General features: G+C 61.1%; 16 protein-coding genes. 12 read left to right on the plus strand and 4 right to left on the minus strand.

The annotated features are described in order from the left end of the window. Nucleotides 1–3 precede the first annotated feature (3 nt). The 3 genes from RlegSU303_RS01335 to RlegSU303_RS01345 form a co-directional block, all read right to left on the minus strand. Nucleotides 4–840, minus strand: a complete 837-nt coding sequence (locus RlegSU303_RS01335) for a carbohydrate ABC transporter permease (RefSeq protein ID WP_231283381.1) — start codon at nt 838–840, stop codon at nt 4–6. A 4-nt stretch (nt 841–844) separates the two neighbouring features. Further along, nucleotides 845–1720, minus strand: coding sequence for a carbohydrate ABC transporter permease (locus RlegSU303_RS01340; RefSeq protein ID WP_017958930.1), 876 nt, complete (start codon nt 1718–1720; stop codon nt 845–847). 94 nt (nt 1721–1814) lie between these two features. Then, on the minus strand, nt 1815–3248 hold the full coding sequence (locus RlegSU303_RS01345; RefSeq protein WP_043294391.1) for an extracellular solute-binding protein: 1434 nt from the start codon (nt 3246–3248) through the stop codon (nt 1815–1817). 298 nt (nt 3249–3546) lie between these two features. Between RlegSU303_RS01345 and RlegSU303_RS01350 the strand changes: the two genes are divergently transcribed. The 12 genes from RlegSU303_RS01350 (at nt 3547) to RlegSU303_RS01405 (ending at nt 15432) form a co-directional block, all read left to right on the plus strand. Next, nucleotides 3547–4431: a sugar phosphate isomerase/epimerase family protein gene (locus tag RlegSU303_RS01350; protein ID WP_017958932.1), complete on the plus strand. Its 885-nt coding sequence runs from the start codon at nt 3547–3549 to the stop codon at nt 4429–4431. A 62-nt stretch (nt 4432–4493) separates the two neighbouring features. Further along, nucleotides 4494–5708, plus strand: coding sequence for an ROK family transcriptional regulator (locus RlegSU303_RS01355; protein WP_231283382.1), 1215 nt, complete (start codon nt 4494–4496; stop codon nt 5706–5708). A 30-nt stretch (nt 5709–5738) separates the two neighbouring features. Beyond that, nucleotides 5739–6716: a tagatose kinase gene (locus RlegSU303_RS01360; RefSeq protein ID WP_094086746.1), complete on the plus strand. Its 978-nt coding sequence runs from the start codon at nt 5739–5741 to the stop codon at nt 6714–6716. Beyond that, a complete protein-coding gene (locus tag RlegSU303_RS01365; RefSeq protein ID WP_094086745.1) occupies nt 6716–7993 on the plus strand; it encodes a D-tagatose-bisphosphate aldolase, class II, non-catalytic subunit in 1278 nt (425 codons plus the stop codon). Before RlegSU303_RS01360 ends, RlegSU303_RS01365 begins: the two co-directional genes overlap by 1 nt. Before the next feature lie 30 nt (nt 7994–8023). Next, the gene (locus RlegSU303_RS01370; protein WP_094086744.1) at nt 8024–8749 is read left to right on the plus strand and encodes an SDR family oxidoreductase; all 726 of its coding nucleotides are present in this window, start codon (nt 8024–8026) and stop codon (nt 8747–8749) included. Nucleotides 8750–8760: 11 nt separating this feature from the next. Then, a complete protein-coding gene (locus tag RlegSU303_RS01375) occupies nt 8761–9534 on the plus strand; it encodes an SDR family NAD(P)-dependent oxidoreductase (RefSeq protein WP_094086743.1) in 774 nt (257 codons plus the stop codon). Between the two features lie 136 nt (nt 9535–9670). Continuing rightward, complete coding sequence (locus tag RlegSU303_RS01380; RefSeq protein ID WP_094086742.1) at nt 9671–10495, plus strand: class I fructose-bisphosphate aldolase; 825 nt, start codon at nt 9671–9673, stop codon at nt 10493–10495. 22 nt (nt 10496–10517) lie between these two features. Beyond that, nucleotides 10518–11672 carry a Gfo/Idh/MocA family protein gene (locus RlegSU303_RS01385; protein ID WP_094086741.1) on the plus strand — a complete coding sequence of 385 codons (1155 nt, stop codon included), beginning with the start codon at nt 10518–10520 and terminating at the stop codon, nt 11670–11672. After that, a complete protein-coding gene (locus RlegSU303_RS01390; protein ID WP_231283836.1) occupies nt 11672–12343 on the plus strand; it encodes a D-lyxose/D-mannose family sugar isomerase in 672 nt (223 codons plus the stop codon). Before RlegSU303_RS01385 ends, RlegSU303_RS01390 begins: the two co-directional genes overlap by 1 nt. After that, nucleotides 12343–13398, plus strand: coding sequence for a carbohydrate kinase family protein (locus RlegSU303_RS01395; protein WP_094086740.1), 1056 nt, complete (start codon nt 12343–12345; stop codon nt 13396–13398). Before RlegSU303_RS01390 ends, RlegSU303_RS01395 begins: the two co-directional genes overlap by 1 nt. Nucleotides 13399–13533: 135 nt before the next feature. Beyond that, complete coding sequence (locus RlegSU303_RS01400; protein WP_017958942.1) at nt 13534–14322, plus strand: L-iditol 2-dehydrogenase; 789 nt, start codon at nt 13534–13536, stop codon at nt 14320–14322. A gap of 99 nt (nt 14323–14421) precedes the next feature. Continuing rightward, nucleotides 14422–15432 (plus strand): zinc-dependent alcohol dehydrogenase family protein, encoded by a 1011-nt coding sequence (locus RlegSU303_RS01405; RefSeq protein ID WP_017958943.1) that lies wholly within the window; start codon nt 14422–14424, stop codon nt 15430–15432. A gap of 15 nt (nt 15433–15447) precedes the next feature. Here RlegSU303_RS01405 and RlegSU303_RS01410 read toward each other — a convergent pair whose 3' ends face one another. Further along, nucleotides 15448–16467, minus strand: coding sequence for a LacI family DNA-binding transcriptional regulator (locus tag RlegSU303_RS01410; RefSeq protein WP_026158521.1), 1020 nt, complete (start codon nt 16465–16467; stop codon nt 15448–15450). Nucleotides 16468–16574: the final 107 nt, after the last annotated feature.

Here is a 16574-nt window from a genome sequence, read left to right on the forward strand (position 1 = left end):
GTTTCATCCTTTCACGGCACCGAACGTCAGGCCGGCGACGATGTGACGCTGGACCACCGAAAAGACGATGAGCGCCGGAACCAATGTCAGCATCGAGATCGCGGCCATGATGCCCCAGGCCGTCCCCGTCGTCGTCACATATTCCGACAGGCCGGTGGTGAGTGTCCGCGCATGGAAGTTGGTGAGCGTCGCCGCCAGCAGATATTCGTTCCACGCAAACACCCAGGTCAGGATCAGCGTCACCGCAAGTCCGGGCCGTGCCAAAGGAAAGATGATATCATAGAGCACGGTCCATGGGCTCGCGCCGTCCATATAGGCCGCCTCGTCCAATTCCTTCGGAATGCCTTCCACGGTCGGGCGCAGCGTCCAGATGGCGAAGGGAAGGTTGAAGGAGCAATAGACCAGGATCATGCCCAACTTGGAATCGGCGAGCGAGAAGTCGCCGATCCTGTAGACCTGCGTCAGCAGCAGGAAAAGCGGCAGCAGGAAGACCGCCGGCGGCGCCATGCGGTTGGTGATCGTCCAGAAGAAGATGCTTTCCTTGCCGGCGAGGTCGAAGCGCGTCAGGGCGTAGCAGGCAAGGAAGGCGAGCGTGGTGACGAGCAGCGCGTTGCCCGACGAAATGATCAGCGAGTTGAGCATGTATCCGCGCAAGGTCGGATTGGTCAGCACGTCCTGGTAATTCTTCCAGAAGAAGCTCCGGAGAATGACATCGGGCGTCGAAAACAGGTCGAACGGCTGTTTCACCGATATGACGAAGAGCCAGTAGATTGGGAAAAGGGTGACGAAGCTTATCAAGGTCCACAGGACGACCGGAAGCCAGGGAAAACGGGTCTTCATCGCTTCAACCTCTCTTCACGCGGGGTGCAATCAGGCCGACATAGAGCAGCCAGCAGACGACGATGGTGAGATAGAGGACGATGACGGAGATCGCCGAACCGTAGCCGTAATTCGTCTTGGGAAAGACTTCCCTGAAGATATGGACGCCGATGTAGCGCGTCGATGAGCCCGGGCCGCCGCCGGTCAGCATCAGGACTTCGTCGACGGTGCGCAGTGCGTCCATCAGCCTGATGAACACCGTGGCGAGCAGGGCCGGGCGGATCAGGGGCAGCGTTATGTGCCAGAAGATCTGGCTCTTGCCGGCGCCGTCGATCTGCGCCTGCTCGAACGGGTCTGATGGAAGCGAGACAAGTGCGGCGATCAGCGAGAGGGTGACGAGCGGCGTCCAGTGCCAGATATCCATGATGACAGTGACGGTGAAGGCCGCAACCGCGCTCTGGCCGATATTCAGATCGTAGCCGAACCAGCTCCTGAGAAGATAGGGAATGATGCCGATCGACGGCGTGGTCATCAGCTTCCAGACGGAGCCGACGATGATCGGCGCCATGATCAGCGGCAGAGTATGGATCGTGCGAAACACTGCTTTTCCGGGAAAGTCCTTAAGCAGCGCCTGGGCGAGGATGTAGCCGAGGACCAACTCCGACACGACCGCGAAGAAGACGAATGCCAGGGTTATGCCGAGCGATGCCAGGAACTGCGGGTCGAAGACGAGCCGCCGATAGTTCTCAGCCCAGTTGAAGATCATGCCCGGATTGGCAGCGAACGGGTTCCATGAATGGAAAGAGACCCAGAGGACGTAAATGAACGGAAATATCCCGAACAGTCCGAGGATCACTATGGTCGGTGACAGCAACAGCCACCCGAGCTTCTGCGAATGCATCGCTATCCCCCATTGAACACTATGTGGACGTCCGCTCCATCAGGAGCGAAAGATGACGGGTCGTCGGAACGACCCGTCAGTTGGGGAGGATGCTTTATTTGCGATAACCGAGCGAGGTGAGCTCTTCTTCGGCTTTGGCCGCCATCTGGTCGAGGCCTTCATCAGGCCCGATGTTGCCGGTCAGGATGTCGTAGAAGATGGGAGCGGTCGCTTCACGCACCTGCGCATGGAAGGGGTAGGGGGGAGCGCCGGCGAAGAGCTTGCCGTCGTCCTTCAGCATCGTGTAGAAGCCGCCGAGCTTGACGTCCATCTCCTTCACCTTCGGATCGTCGAACGTCGCCGTATTGGTGATGCGTGGTGCGGCGATCGCCCAATCGGGCTGCACTTCGTTCTGGCCGATGAATTCGAGGAACAGCAGTGACGCTTCCTTGTTCTTGGACGTGACCGGCACGCCGAAGGCACCGCCATCGTAGTAGCCGATATAGCCCTTTCCGGCTTTCGCGTCGTCCAGCACGCCCGGCTCGAGCGGCGGCAGAGCGAAACCGACCTGGCCGACCACTTTCGACTGCGCCGGATCGCTTGCGATCCAGGCGGCGTTCTCACCATAGATCAGCCCCTGGGCGACACGGCCCGCGGCGAAGGTCGTTGCAGTTTCCGTCCAGGTTGACTGCGTCGATTCCGGAGGAGCGATGTCGCGCAGGTGCAGCCAGTACTTCAAGGCGGCCTTCGCCTTGTCGCTGTTCATCGCGCCGCCATGTTCGACCGTCGCCGCATAGTTGTTCTTGGCGTCGATGCCCCAATTGTAGACACCGAAGGTCGGCACGATGGACTCGAAGAATTCATACCAGGACGCCGGATGGCCTGTATGTGCCTGAGCGGTCGTGCCCCAGAGCTCCATGCCGTTGTCCTTGCCGTACTTCGTGAAGAATTCGGCGATCTCAGTATATTCCGCGTGTGTGGTCGCCGGCTTCAGGTCCTTGCCTGTTTCCTTCTTGAAGGCTTCCTTGATCTTCGGATCGTCGAAGAGGTCCTTGCGATAGAGATACGCCTTCAGGAAGGCTTCCATCGGAACGCCGAAGAGATCGCCGCTCGAGTCCTTGAAGTAGTCGGCAAAGCTGGTGAAATTGGCGTCGTCGTAGGTCGGCGCCTTCAGATCCGGCTGGTCTTTCAGCGTCTTCGTGATGTCGACGAGGAAATTCCTGGCCAGATAGGAGTAGATGATGTCCTGCTCGATATAGACCATGTCATAGATGCCGGTCTTGGCTTCCATGTCCTTGATGGCCTTGTCGTACATCTGATCCCAGGACGTCGTCTCGATGTCGACCTTGATGCCGGTCTTTTTTTCGAATTCCGGAGCGAGCACGTTCCTGATGTAGTTCGATGGCGGGGTGCTCTCGGTGACGCCGTGCAGTGTCACGCCCTTGAATTTGGCGCCGGCGTCGGACCAGAAGTCAGCCCAGGCCGGCGAAGCAGTCGTGGCGAGGCCGAGCGTCAGCGCAAGCGCGCTAGCCTTCAAAGCATAATTCATTTTCAATCCTCCCAAAGTGCAGCGAGATCATTTCGCCGGTCCTTTGTGTAGGCCAAAAAAACCGGCGACGCAACATTTGTTGTCTAAACATGCAAATCGTTGATCTATCCCATTGATTTTTGCAGAAACTAATTTCCGGCGGAGGGTGCGATGCAAATCGCAAGAAGTGTAATATATTGCATTGCAAGGTAATTTCGCAAAGCAGCACAAAAATAGCCGTTAAAATTATTTGTTGTCTTGCCAAACTAAATGGCATAGCACTGTCCACAGCCAAAGGCATTTTTTGGAGGAAAAGGCTATGCGTCGATTGGGTATCCATTCATTTGTATGGACAGGCGGCCAAACGCAGGAAGGGCTGGAGATGGCCCTGAACAAGACGGCCGAACACGGATATCGCACCATCGAATTTGCCTATCTGCGCCCCGAGAAATTCAATCTCGATCGACTTGCAAAGCTTGCGCAGTCGCTTGACGTCGAGATTGGCGTGACGATGGGTCTGCCGCTCGACAGGGACGTATCGAGCGAGGACGCTTCTGCGGTGTCTGCCGGCAAGCAGACGCTGGCCGACGCCGTTCGTGCGGTCCGTGATATCGGCGGCAACAAGCTGGGTGGAATTCTCTATTCCGCGCACACCAAGTACAATCGCCAGCCGACGAAGAGGGGCTGGGACAACAGCGTCGCGGCGATCGCCGCGACTGCCGAAGTCGCGAGACAAGCGAACGTCGACCTCGTCCTGGAAATTGTCAACCGGTTCGAGACGAACCTGCTGAATACGGCGGCGCAGGGGCTGAAGTTCATCGCCGAGACCGGATCGGAGCATGTCCGTCTCCACCTCGACACGTTCCATATGAATATCGAGGAAGCCAATCCGGCCGCGGCGATCCGCCTGGCCGGCGACAAGATCGGTTACTTCCACATCGGCGAGAGCAACCGCGGTTACCTCGGCGACGGCGTCATCAACTTCGATCTGATCTTCGACGCTCTGCTCGACATCGACTACAAGCGCGACATCGTGTTCGAGAGCTTCTCGACGACGGTCGTGGACGAAGGCCTGTCGCTCGCCTGCGCGATCTGGCGCGACACCTGGGAGGATAATGATCCGCTCGCGGCGCACGCGAAGCGCTACATCGAGCTGAAATATGACGAGGCCAAGCGCCGCCGCGCCACAAACGCGCGGCCCTGATTATCCCTCTGACAGCCTGTTCCAGTCGTGTAAGGGTTGGGCCGACTGAAGGGAATTGAAATATGAACGACACCGTCTCCATCGGAAGTTCGCCGCGCAGGATCCGGCAGAATAATATCGTCGCCGCCTTGCAGACGATCTATGCCCACCGAAGCCTCAGCCGGGCGGATCTCGCCCGGAAGCTCGGGATGAATCGCTCGTCCTCGGGAGAGATCGTCGCGGAACTCACGGAAGGCGGGTTCGTTCAGGAGTCGGACGAGAGCGGCAAGCAGCGCCTGGAACATTCCCGTGCCGGGCGCCCGGGCATCATGCTCGAACTTGTCCCCGATGCCGCATTCTTCGTCGGGATAGAGATTGGCGTCGAGCATATATCGGCTGCAGTTGTCGATCTCTCCGCTGAAGTCCGGGCATGTCGGAAAATCGCGTTCGACACGCCGTCGTCGACCGTGGAGGAGGCCGTGGCGCAGGGCGTCGAGCTGATCATAGGCGCAATGGCGAAGGGGATGATCGGACGGTGCAAGGGTCTCGGCATATCGGCGCCGGCCCACATCCGGCCGGACGGAATCGTCACCCTCGCACCCATCATCGGCTGGCGGGAGGTGTCGTTGAAGGAGGTTGGGCGGTCTGCTTTCCCGGCCACCGTCCCGATCGCGGTTGAAAACGACGCCAACGCCTTTGCGATCGGCTACAGCTATCGTCACGGCGTCTCAGGCGTGACCCTGTTCCTGCTGATGGAAACCGGCGTCGGCGGCGGCATCATGATCGATGGCAAACTGTTCCGGGGCGGCCACGGCCTGGCGGGAGAAATCGGCCACACTCTGGTGCCGGGAAGCGGCGGTCAGAAGTTTGAGCAGCTGATCGGTCGCGAAGTGCTGATCAGGCAGTATCGCGAGGCTATTGGACGTAAGCACGTCGATCTGCAGGAGTTCCTTGGCGACGTTCATGATCGCGTCCCGGCCGCGGTCAATATCGCCGAAATCTGGTCGCGCCATCTCGCTTACGCATTGCTGCAGGCCTGTCGTTTGCTCGACCCCGACAGGATCGTGCTGGGTGGCTCCGTGGCATCCCTCTACCCGATGGTGGCCGCCCGCGTGGCGGTCCACATGTCGGAGGGCCAGAGCATACCTTTCCCCACGCCTGACATCGTCGTGGACGATGATGCGGAGTTCGGTTCCGCCTTCGGGGCGGCGTGCATGTTGCACCAGCGCTTTCTGTCATTGGAGAGCGAGGAGTTCGGCGGCGAGGACGGTGCGCCGATCCATTCGGCGACGAGTTGAAGACAAGAACGATCGAAAGCAGGATTGCAAATGACTTCAGTACTGGCTCCGGACCTGCTTGGTCCCACCGTTTGCGTAGGGGAGATCCTCGTCGAGATCGTCGCCACGACGGTCGGAGACGGTTTTCTTAAAGCCCAGCCGCTCGTCGGTCCGTTCGCGAGCGGAGCGCCGGCTATCTTCATCTCGCAATGCGGGCGCCTCGGCGGCAAGGCCGCAATGGTCGGCGCCGTCGGCAATGACGACTTCGGTCGTGTCAATACCGATCGGCTCAAACGCGACGGCGTCGACGTTTCGACGATCTCGATCGATCCGGACTATCCCACAGGAAGCGCCTTTGTCCGCTACCGCAAGGATGGCTCCCGGGATTTCGTCTACAACATCGCCACATCAGCAGCTGCGCGCTTCGGCTGGTCTCAAGCGGTCGGCGATCTGATCAATCGGAGCGGTCATCTTCACGTGATGGGTTCGGCCCTGTCGGTCCCCAGTGCGCGTGAGGTGATCGACAAGGCGGTCGATATCGTCAAGGCACGCGGGGGGACGCTCTCGGTGGATCCGAACATTCGCAAGGAATTGAAGCTGGATGAGGATACCGAGCGCCGCTTTTCCAAGCTTGTCGCTGCCGCCGATCTGCTTCTGCCGTCCGGAGAGGAGCTTGAGCGTGCCGCAGGTGTCGAAGGGGAGGCAGACGCGATCCGCCGCTTGTTCGAGGTGGGCGTCAAAGAGATCGTGCTGAAGCGCGGAGCCGAAGGCGCGACCTATTTCGGCAGAGACGGAGACCGCATCGACGCACCGGCATTTGTCGTTCAAGAGGTCGACCCCACCGGCGCCGGCGACTGCTTCGGCGGTGCCTATCTCACCTGCCGGCGGCTCGGAATGTCCCCGAAGCAAGCTCTGACCTACGGCTCGGCCGCTGGCGCGCGCAACGTGACGGTCCTCGGTCCGATGGAAGGCGCCGGCACTCGGCAAGAGCTCGATGCGTTTATCGCTTCAACGGAAAGGCGGCCGTGATGCAGGTGCATCTCAACGAACTGGCCAGGCTGAGGATCGAAGGCCACCCCAGAGGCGTGACCTCCGTATGCTCGGCCCATCCGATCGTGCTGCGCGCCGCTCTCCGACACGGGCGGCAACAGGCAAGCACCGTCCTGATCGAAGCCACCTGCAACCAGGTCAACCACCTCGGCGGCTATACCGGAATGACGCCAAGCGACTTCGCGTCCCTCGTCGGCAAAATAGCAGCCGAGGAGGGATGCCCCGAAAATCTGATCGTTCTCGGCGGCGATCACCTCGGTCCCAATCCGTGGCGTGACCGCCCGGCCGAAGAGGCCATGGCCGAGGCCGAGAAGATGGTTGCCGCCTATGTCGAGGCCGGATTTCGCAAGATTCACCTCGACGCCTCGATGGGCTGCAAGAGCGAGCCGATGGCGCTCGACGACGAAACCACCGCCCATCGCGCCGCCCGGCTTGCGGCGGTCGCCGAGGCGTCGGCGAAGAAGAGCGGCGGCGCAATGCCGGTTTACGTCATCGGCACCGAAGTGCCGCCGCCAGGCGGGGCCGACCATGCCCTGACAACCATCGAACCGACAGCTGCCGCAGCGGCGCTGAAGACGATCGGAGTCCACCGCCGGATCTTTGCGGAGGCCGGACTCGGGCAAGCGTTTGGACGGGCCATCGGTCTGGTCGTTCAGCCGGGCGTCGAGTTCGGCAATCAGAATGTCATCCATTATGATCGCAGCAAGATAGACGCGCTGAAATCGGTGCTCACCGAGGAGCCGCAGTTCGTCTTCGAGGCGCATTCGACGGACTATCAGGGAACCCGGCCCTTGACCGCGCTGGTGGAGGACGGCTTTCCCATTCTGAAGGTCGGTCCCGAACTGACCTTTGTCCTGCGCGAAGCGCTCTACGCGCTGGATGCGATCGCTTCGGACCTCTTGCTCGATTACGGCCCGCGTCCGCTCTATGCGGCGATGGAGGTGCTGATGCTCGATCAGCCAGGCAATTGGAGCCGCCACTACCACGGCACAGACGCCGAGATGCGCTGGCTGCGGCACTATTCGCTGTCCGACCGCATCCGCTATTATTGGGCGTCGGCTGAAGCACAAGATGCCGTCCGGCGCCTGTGCGAGGCCCTTCGAGGGCAAATCGTACCGCTGCCGTTGCTTTGGCAGCACATGCCGGCCGCACAGGATTTCGCAGATGCGCCGCTCGATCCGGAACAGGTTTTGATCTGGAGAGTGACGAAGAGCCTCTCGGACTATCATGCCGCTTGCGGCCTCGGGAAGAATTGACAATCTGGATCAAGTCAGGAGGAAAAATCGATGACGGATTTGAATGGGAAGATCGCGGCGGTCACGGGTGCTGCGTCCGGAATAGGGCTCGCTTCGACGGAGGCAATGCTCGCCGCAGGCGCGACGGTCGTCCTCGTCGACCGCGATGAGAAGGCCCTTGAGACGGTTTGTGCCAGGCTTGGCGAGCGCGCTATTCCGCTGGTGCTCAACTTGTTGGATCCGCACCAGTGCGCGGGATTGCTCGAGGGCATCCTGTCGAAGACGGGCAAGCTCGATATCCTGCATGCCAATGCAGGCACCTATATCGGCGGCGACCTGATGGAAACCGACCTCGATACCATCGATCGGATGCTCAATCTCAATGTCAACGTCGTCATCAAGAACGTTCGAAGCGTCATTCCGCACATGATCGAACGTGGCACTGGCGACATTGTCGTCACCAGTTCCGTTGCTGGACACTCGGCGATTCCATGGGAACCGGTCTATTCGTCATCGAAATGGGCGATGACATGTTTCGTCCAGACGATGCGACGCCAGCTTCTGAAAAGTGGCATTCGTGTGGGGTCGGTTTCTCCAGGCCCGGTGATCAGCGCGTTGCTCGCGGATTGGCCGGAGGAAAACCTTCGCAAGGCGAAAGAGGCCGGGGCTTTGATCGAGCCCAAGGAAGTCGCTGACGCGATCATCTTCATGCTGACCCGGCCGCGCAACGTCACCATCCGCGATATCGTCGTGCTTCCAAGCGCCTTTGACATTTGAGGAGACGTGACATGAGCTACCAGCAGAAATTTCGCCTCGACGGCGAGCGTGCGGTGGTCACAGGCGGAGGGCGTGCGATCGGTCTCTGCTGCACCGAGGCGCTGGCCGAAGCGGGCGCCGCCGTCGTCGTCATCGAACGCAGCGAGGCCGACGCTGAGCAAGCGCTAGCTCTCCGCGACAGAGGCTACGACATCGAAGTCCGGGTGGGCGACGTCACCGACGCGGCCCGAATGGACGCGATCGCGGCTGAGCTCTCCGACGGCGGCCGGCCGGCGACCGTCCTGGTGAACAATGCCGGAATTGGTCAGAGCGGCATCCCGGCGGAGGATCTCACCGACGCCGATTGGCTGCGCATGATGGACGTCAATCTCAACGGCGTCTTCTGGTGCTCACGCGCCTTCGGTCGTTCGATGATTTCGATGAAACGCGGCGCCATCGTGAACCTCGGCTCGATGTCGGGGACGATCTGCAACCGGCCCCAGCCTCAGACGGCCTATAACGTCTCCAAGGCGGCGGTCCATCACCTCACGCGCTCGTTGGCCGCCGAGTGGGCCCATCACGGCATCAGGGTAAACGCCGTCGCGCCCACCTACATCGAGACGCCGATGGTGGTGGCCGTCGAAGCCAATCGCGAGCGGATACCGCTCTGGCTCGCCGACACGCCGATGGGCAGGATGGGAACGCCGGAGGAAGTTGCCAGCGCGGTCCTCTTCCTCGCCTCGGGCGCCGCCAGCCTGATGACCGGGGCAATTGTCAACGTCGATGCAGGATTCACCTGCTGGTAGTCCTTCCCGGACGAGGTGTGAGCGGCGCCTCGTCCACATCTGGAAACAGTATGGAAACGTTACCACATTATCTTGACTCGTATTCCTGCCGCGTTTATCCAAATGTGGAAACGTTACCATATTGGGAGGAAGTTTGATGAAATCCGCGCGATTGAACCGACTTTTCGGCGTGTCTGGAAATTGTTTTGACGTTGCTATCGATCACGGCATGTTCAATGAACGGACCTTCCTCGCCGGCATCGAGAACATGAAGACGGCCATCGAGGTGATCGCTGACGCGGCGCCGGATGCCATTCAGCTGCCGCCGGGGACGGCACCCCTTCTGCAGGCTATTCCCGGCAAACATCGCCCGGCACTGGTGCTGCGCACCGACATCGCCAACATCTATGGCAATCCCCTTCCGTCTCAGCTGTTTTCCGAAATGATCGACAGGGCGGTGGAGCAGGGCGTTGCATTGGATGCTGCCTGTGTCGTCGTCAATCTCTTGATGCTGCCGGACCAGCCGGAAGTCTACCGCGCCTGCGTGCGCAATGTGAACAGCCTGAAGCGCGAATGCGAGATCTACGGCATGCCGCTGATGGTCGAGCCGCTTGTCATGCAGGACAATTCCAAGGGCGCCTACATGGTCGATGGCGCGATCGACAAGATCTTGCCGCTTGTACGCCAGGCGGCCGAACTCGGCGCCGATATCATCAAGGCCGACCCCTGCGACAATGTCGAGGAATATCACCGCGTGGTCGAAATCGCCCAAGGCCTGCCGGTGCTGGTGCGCGGCGGCGGCCGCGTTTCGGATCAGGAAATCCTGATCCGCACCAAGCAGTTGATGGAGCAGGGCGCCCGTGGCATCGTCTATGGCCGCAACGTCATCCAACATCACAATCCCGGCGGCATGACGCGGGCCTTGATGGCGATTGTCCATGACAAGGCTTCCGTCGAGCAAGCCTCGCTGCATATTGCCTGACGCGCGTCTGGGAGGACATGTCATGACGAAAATATTCCGCTTCGGCGTCATCGGCTGCGGTCTGATGGGGCGCGAGTTCGCGAGTGCCGCGGCGCGCTGGCTGCATCTGGCCGATGTGAAGGCCCGACCGGAAATCGTCGCCGTCTGTGATACCAACGCGACGCTGCTCGACTGGTTCAGGGATCATGTGCCGACTGGTCGCCAGTTCACCGCCGACTATAAGGAGCTTCTGGCCAATCCCGAGGTCGATGCGGTCTATTGCGCTGTCCCGCATGTGCTGCACCAGCAATTCTACATCGACATCCTGAAGGCCGGAAAACATCTTCTCGGCGAAAAGCCCTTCGGCATGGACGCGGCGCAGAACCGGGAAATCATGGCGGTTCTCGCCGAGCATCCCGAACTCCTGGTCCGCTGCTCGTCGGAAATGCCTTTCTTCCCCGGCGCGCAGAAGGTCATCGCGCTCGCAAAAAGCGGCGAGATGGGGGATATAATCGAAGTCGAGGCGGGTTTCCTGCACTCTTCGGATATCGACCGGCAGAAGCCGATCAACTGGAAGCGCATGGCCGATATCAATGGCGACTATGGCTGCATGGGTGATCTCGGCATGCATGTGCTGCACGTGCCGCTGCGTCTCGGCTGGCGCCCGACCACCCTGCATGCGCAATTGGTCAAGAAGGTCACCGAACGTCCTGACGGCAAGGGCGGCATGTTGCCCTGCACCACCTGGGACAATGCCACGATCAGCAGTCGCGTGCGCACCGGGGATCAAGATTTCCCGATGGTGCTGAAAACCTGGCGCATCGCGCCCGGCGAATCCAACACCTGGTACATCCGCGTTCTCGGCATGAAGAAGAGCGCGTTCTTCAGTACGAAGTCGCCGCGCCAGTGGCAGTGGATGGACTATAATGGCGGTGCCCAGGCTTGGAGCACCGAGGATCTCGGTTATGGCTCGCTGTTTCCGGCCATCACAGGCAAGATTTTCGAGTTCGGTTTTGCCGACGCCATTCAGCAGATGTGGGCGGCCTTCGTCGATGAGCTTGCCGGCGGCAATGCGAACGGTTTCGGCTGCGCGACCCCGGCCGAGGCGCAGGCGCATCACGCGGTCCTGACGGCAGCCCTCAAATCCGGTCGCGAGGACGTCGTGGTACCGGTCGAGTATGACGAGGCGCCCACATGATGAAGCGCTCCGAGATTAACGCCGCGTTTCTGCGGGCAACCGAGACCCTCGAGCGCTGGCACTGGTCCCTGCCGGCATGGGGCTCCTGGACGGCAGCGGATTTTGCCGCACATCCCGAGGCATCAGCCTATTTGCGCGCTCATCAGCTGGGTTGGGATGTCACCGATTTCGGCTCGGACCGGTTCGCCGAATGCGGTCTGGTGTTGTTCTGCCTGCGCAATGGTATCGTCGATATCAGGGGTGAACGGACCTATGCCGAAAAGCTGCTCTTCGTTGGCGAGGGGCAGCTCACGCCGACCCACCGTCATGCGGCGAAGATGGAAGACATCATCAATCGCGCCGGCGGCGATCTCGTCATCGAATTCGCCGCAACCGATGCCGATGGCAATGTGCTGAAAGATGATGTGACGGTGCCGGTAGACGGCCTGCCGCACCGGCTCGCCGCATGGGAGCCGCTGGTTCTCCACCCTGGCCAGAGCGTAACGATCCGTACCGGGCTTTACCACCGCTTCTACGGCAGGAAAGGCGGCGGACCTGTCCTTGTCGGCGAGGTCAGCCAGGTCAACGACGACAACAGCGATAATTTCCTCCTGGAGCCGATCGCACGTTTTGCCGCGATCGAGGAAGACGAGCCGCCGCTCAGACCCTTGTGGAACGAAGGAGGCAGCTGATGCGGGTCGGGGAGGGTGACGATCGCGACAGTCAGAAGCGGGGCGGCATCGTCTGTGCGGGAAACTTCATCGTCGATCGCGTCCACACCCTGTCCTATTGGCCCGAACAGGGCAATCTCGCGCATATCCTGCACCAGGATCTGGGCGTGGGGGGCGGGGCGGCCAATGTTGTCACCGATCTGGCCTCGCTTGGATTTCCAGGAAAGCTGGCGGCGGCGGGATGCATCGGCGCCGATCAGGACGGAGAGATCGTCAAGGCCCGCCTAGCAGTTGCCGGCGTCGATGTCGGGGGGCTGACGGCGCTTGCCGACCGGGTGACGGCACATACGCATGTCATGAATGTGCCCGGTCAGAACCGGACCTTCTTCTATCATGGCGGCGCCAACGATGCCGTCACGGACAAGCTTGTCTCACCCGCGGCCTTCGCCAAGGCCGGCTACCGGCTGTTCTATCTCGGTTATCTCATGCTGTTGCCGGGGCTCGACGGCATCGGCCCCGACGGCCGTTCGGGAGCATCGCGCCTGCTGGAAGCGGCGCGCCGCGCGGGGCTTACGACCTGCGTGGATTTCGTATCGAGCGAAGACCCGGAATTTGCGGCCAAGGTCGGCGTCGCTCTGCCTTTCTGCGATTATCTGATCATCAACGAGATGGAGGCGGGACGTGCAACCGGCGTTATCGTTCGCGATGCGAAGGGGGATTTGATCGAGGCGGGGCTTTTGGAAGCGGGCGAGCGCCTGCTTGCGGCGGGTGTCGCCAAGGGCGCGATCATCCATGCGCCGGAAACCTGCTTCTGGTTTGCATCAGGCGCTTCGCCGATCATCACGCGTTCACGACCTGTCGATCCCGATGACATCGTCAGTACCGTCGGCGCAGGAGACGCTTTCTGCGCCGCCGTGCTCTACGGCCTGCATGAGAACTGGCCGGTCGAGCATATCTGCGCCGTCGCCCATGCCACAGCTGCGCGTTGCCTCAAGGGGGCGACGGCCACCGATGGCATCCCCGACATATCCGTCCTTCTTCGCGAGGCGAAGGAGACGAACCCGCAATCCGCTTAGCCCATTGGCGTCGCCTCAGGAGGGCGGTTCCGATTATCGTTCAGTCAAAAGGGGAGGAGCAAACATGAAACTATTCATTATGGCAGCCGCGTACGGCGCCTTTGCCGATTTAGGCGCCATCGGGGAGGCAGTGCGATGACATATGCGGAAACGGCGCGGCTCTCCGGCAAGGTGGCATTGGTCACGGGAGGAGCGAGCGGCATCGGCAAGGCGGTATGCGAACGCTTCGGCACCGAAGGCGCCAGGGTTGTCGTGGCTGACCTCGACGGTGAACGGTGCGCACGGGTGGCGGAAGCAATCGGCCCTGATGCCTGGGGTGTAGCGCTTGATGTGACCAGCCAGGACAGCATCGAAGAAGCTGTACGCTTCACTATCGCCACCGCCGGTCAGATCGACATCCTGGTCAACGCCGCAGGCATTTACGACGTCGAGTCCATCCTGGAAATATCCCGGGAACGGACCGCGAAAGTTTTTCAGGTCAATATCGAAGGCCTGATCTTCATGACGCAGGCCGTTGCCCGGCACATGGTGGAAAGAGGGGAAGGTGGACGCATCATCAACTTCTCGTCCCAGGCCGGCCGTCGGGGCGAAGGACCTGCGGTGGCTTATTGCGCTTCCAAGGCGGCCGTCATCAGCATCACGCAAAGCTGCGCTCTGGAGCTGATCCGTTACGGGATCAACGTCAACGCCATCGCTCCCGGCGTCGTCGATACGCCGATGTGGGACGTCGTCGATGCAAAACTCGGCAGCCGGGAAGGTTTGAAACCCGGTGACGTCAAGCGCCGCGTGGCCGCCGCCGTGCCCGCCGGACGATTTGGCGCCCCCCAAGAACAAGCTGCCATGGCGGCCTTCCTGGCCGGGCCCGATGCAGCATATATCGTGGCGCAGTGCTACAATGTCGACGGCGGCAATGTCATGAGCTAAGCGCTTGAGCCGTGCCCGGGATGGACGATGCCGCGTCATCCTGAGAAGCGGCTTCATCAGCACGAAGAGACAATCGATCTTGTGGTTTGGGGGAGTGGAATGAGAGCTGTACGTTTAGAGTCGATCGGGTCTTTGACCATGCGCAGCGTCGAGAAGCCGGTTGCCGGGCCAGGCGAGCTGCTTGTCCGGGTTGCAGTGGCCGGCATCTGCGGTTCCGATCGCCACATGTACAAGGGCGAGTATCCGACAGCGATCCCCGTCACGCTTGGCCACGAATTCTGCGGCATAGTCGAAGAGATCGGCGATACCGTCACCCGCTTTACCGGCGGTGAGCTTGTGACGGTCGACCCGAATATCTCCTGCGGCACCTGTCGGGCCTGCACGCAGGCGCGGCCGAACTTGTGCGAGAGCTTGACCGCCATCGGCGTGACACGGGATGGCGGCTTTGCCGAATATGTGGCGGTGCCGCAGGCCCAGGCCTTCGTCCTGCCGGCTCACCTCGATCCCGTTCACGGCGCCTTCAGTGAACCGCTGGCCTGCTGTATCCACGCCATCGACAAGGCAAGGATCCGTCCGGGCGACAGCGTCGCGATCCTCGGCGGGGGCGTGATCGGCCTGCTCATGGTGCAACTGGCCCGCCTGGCTGGGGCAGGCGAGATTATTTTGATCACGCGGCAGCAATCAAGACGCCAAACCGCTCTGCGCCTGGGGGCCACGCACGCCTTCGACCCGGCCGCTTCAGACACAATCGCTTCCGTTCGAGAGGTCACCAAAGGCGGCGTCGACGTGGTCATCGAATGCGCCGGCGTCAGCGACACGTTTCAAAGCGGTCTGAAGATGGCGCGGAGCGGTGGTACCTTCGTGCTTTTCGGGGTGACGCCGGCGGGTGTCGAGGTGCCGGTTCTGCCTTTCGATCTGCTCGTGAACGAAGTCGATATCAGGCCGGCCTACCTCAACCCCTTCACCCATTCGCGCGCTGCGGCAATGGTTGCGAGCGGGGCGTTGGAACTGGACGCATTGGTCACCAAAACCATAGGTCTCGAGGAGGTCGCCGAGGTGGTGGGCAACGCGCCATTGCCAGGCGAGATCAAGGTCATCGTCCGGCCCTAGCTTCGGGGTCCGACCTCAGTTGCGGACGAGATCGGTGGAATCGCGCTCGATCAGCGTGACCGGCACTTTTACGATCGCACCCTGTCGAGATTCGTCTCCCGTGTGGTGCTCGTCGATCAGCGCTTCCAGCAGCCGTGCTGCCTGCCGCCCGACGTCGCGGATCGGCTGTGCGACCGTTGTCAGCCGTGGAAAGACGTAGGCTGCCTCCGGCAGATCGTCAAAGCCAACGACCGAATAGTCGTTCGGAACGGAAAATCCGCGATCCTGGATGGCATGGATTGCGGCAATCGCCGAAACGTCGGTCGTGCCGATGATCGCGGTGACCTCAGGTCGAGACGCCAGCAATTCCCGCGCCAGCCGGTAGGTCTCTGCAAAGCTGTGCTCTTCCGCCATCGCCACGATGGCGGGCGCGATGCCATCTTTCGCCATCTCCGCCGTGATGCCCTGAAGGCGAAGCTGGATCGGCTGGCTGTGGGCCGGCGCGCCGACGATGGCGATTGCCCGATGGCCGAGATCGATCAGATGGCGCGCCATCAGCCGTCCGCCTTCCTCGTGATCGGCCATGACAGCATCGTCGGCAATGCCGCTCAGCTCGCGGTCAATGGCGATGATCGGAATGCGAGCGTCCCGTAGCACCCCGAAATGCTCGATGCTGCCGAAGGCGCTTGCCACGATAACGCCATCGACGCGCTGGGCGAGCAGCATGGAGATATAGCGCACCTCATGGTCCATATTTTCCGCCGTGCTGCAGATCAGCGTTTGATAGCCGTGCTGGAACAATTCCTGTTCGATCGCATGGGCCAGGATGCCGAAGAAAGGCACTTCAATCGACGGCAGCATCAGTCCGATCATCCGGCTTGGTGCGCCGCGCAGCATACGGGCACCCTTGCTCGGCGTGTAGTTCAGCGTTCGGATAGCCGCCTCGACGCGATCCCTGAGCTCAGGCGAGGCGTAACCGCTGTTGTTGAGCACGCGCGAGACCGAAGAGACTGACGTTCCTGCAAGTTTAGCGATATGTCGGATGCTGGTCGTCACGTGCACGCATTTCTTTCTCTACAGCGCCGCGCGTCTGTTCAAAGGCGCAAAGGGCACTAGCACAGGAGCGGTCGAACATTCATGAGACGGGCTGCTGAAGTTCACCT

Origin of the sequence: Rhizobium sp. SU303 (genome assembly GCF_021052345.1) — a bacterium.
GTDB lineage: Bacteria > Pseudomonadota > Alphaproteobacteria > Rhizobiales > Rhizobiaceae > Rhizobium > Rhizobium laguerreae.

What these genes read in the sequence shown, in the direction of transcription:
- RlegSU303_RS01375 (WP_094086743.1), top strand. Translation starts at nt 8,761, where the DNA reads ATGAGCTACCAGCAGAAATTTCGCCTCGACGGCGAGCGTGCGGTGGTC.
- RlegSU303_RS01350 (WP_017958932.1), top strand. Translation starts at nt 3,547, where the DNA reads ATGCGTCGATTGGGTATCCATTCATTTGTATGGACAGGCGGCCAAACG.
- RlegSU303_RS01385 (WP_094086741.1), top strand. Translation starts at nt 10,518, where the DNA reads ATGACGAAAATATTCCGCTTCGGCGTCATCGGCTGCGGTCTGATGGGG.
- RlegSU303_RS01405 (WP_017958943.1), top strand. Translation starts at nt 14,422, where the DNA reads ATGAGAGCTGTACGTTTAGAGTCGATCGGGTCTTTGACCATGCGCAGC.
- RlegSU303_RS01390 (WP_231283836.1), top strand. Translation starts at nt 11,672, where the DNA reads ATGAAGCGCTCCGAGATTAACGCCGCGTTTCTGCGGGCAACCGAGACC.
- RlegSU303_RS01365 (WP_094086745.1), top strand. Translation starts at nt 6,716, where the DNA reads ATGCAGGTGCATCTCAACGAACTGGCCAGGCTGAGGATCGAAGGCCAC.
- RlegSU303_RS01355 (WP_231283382.1), top strand. Translation starts at nt 4,494, where the DNA reads ATGAACGACACCGTCTCCATCGGAAGTTCGCCGCGCAGGATCCGGCAG.
- RlegSU303_RS01400 (WP_017958942.1), top strand. Translation starts at nt 13,534, where the DNA reads ATGACATATGCGGAAACGGCGCGGCTCTCCGGCAAGGTGGCATTGGTC.
- RlegSU303_RS01340 (WP_017958930.1), bottom strand. Translation starts at nt 1,720, where the DNA reads ATGCATTCGCAGAAGCTCGGGTGGCTGTTGCTGTCACCGACCATAGTG.
- RlegSU303_RS01380 (WP_094086742.1), top strand. Translation starts at nt 9,671, where the DNA reads ATGAAATCCGCGCGATTGAACCGACTTTTCGGCGTGTCTGGAAATTGT.
- RlegSU303_RS01395 (WP_094086740.1), top strand. Translation starts at nt 12,343, where the DNA reads ATGCGGGTCGGGGAGGGTGACGATCGCGACAGTCAGAAGCGGGGCGGC.
- RlegSU303_RS01370 (WP_094086744.1), top strand. Translation starts at nt 8,024, where the DNA reads ATGACGGATTTGAATGGGAAGATCGCGGCGGTCACGGGTGCTGCGTCC.
- RlegSU303_RS01345 (WP_043294391.1), bottom strand. Translation starts at nt 3,248, where the DNA reads ATGAATTATGCTTTGAAGGCTAGCGCGCTTGCGCTGACGCTCGGCCTC.
- RlegSU303_RS01360 (WP_094086746.1), top strand. Translation starts at nt 5,739, where the DNA reads ATGACTTCAGTACTGGCTCCGGACCTGCTTGGTCCCACCGTTTGCGTA.
- RlegSU303_RS01335 (WP_231283381.1), bottom strand. Translation starts at nt 840, where the DNA reads ATGAAGACCCGTTTTCCCTGGCTTCCGGTCGTCCTGTGGACCTTGATA.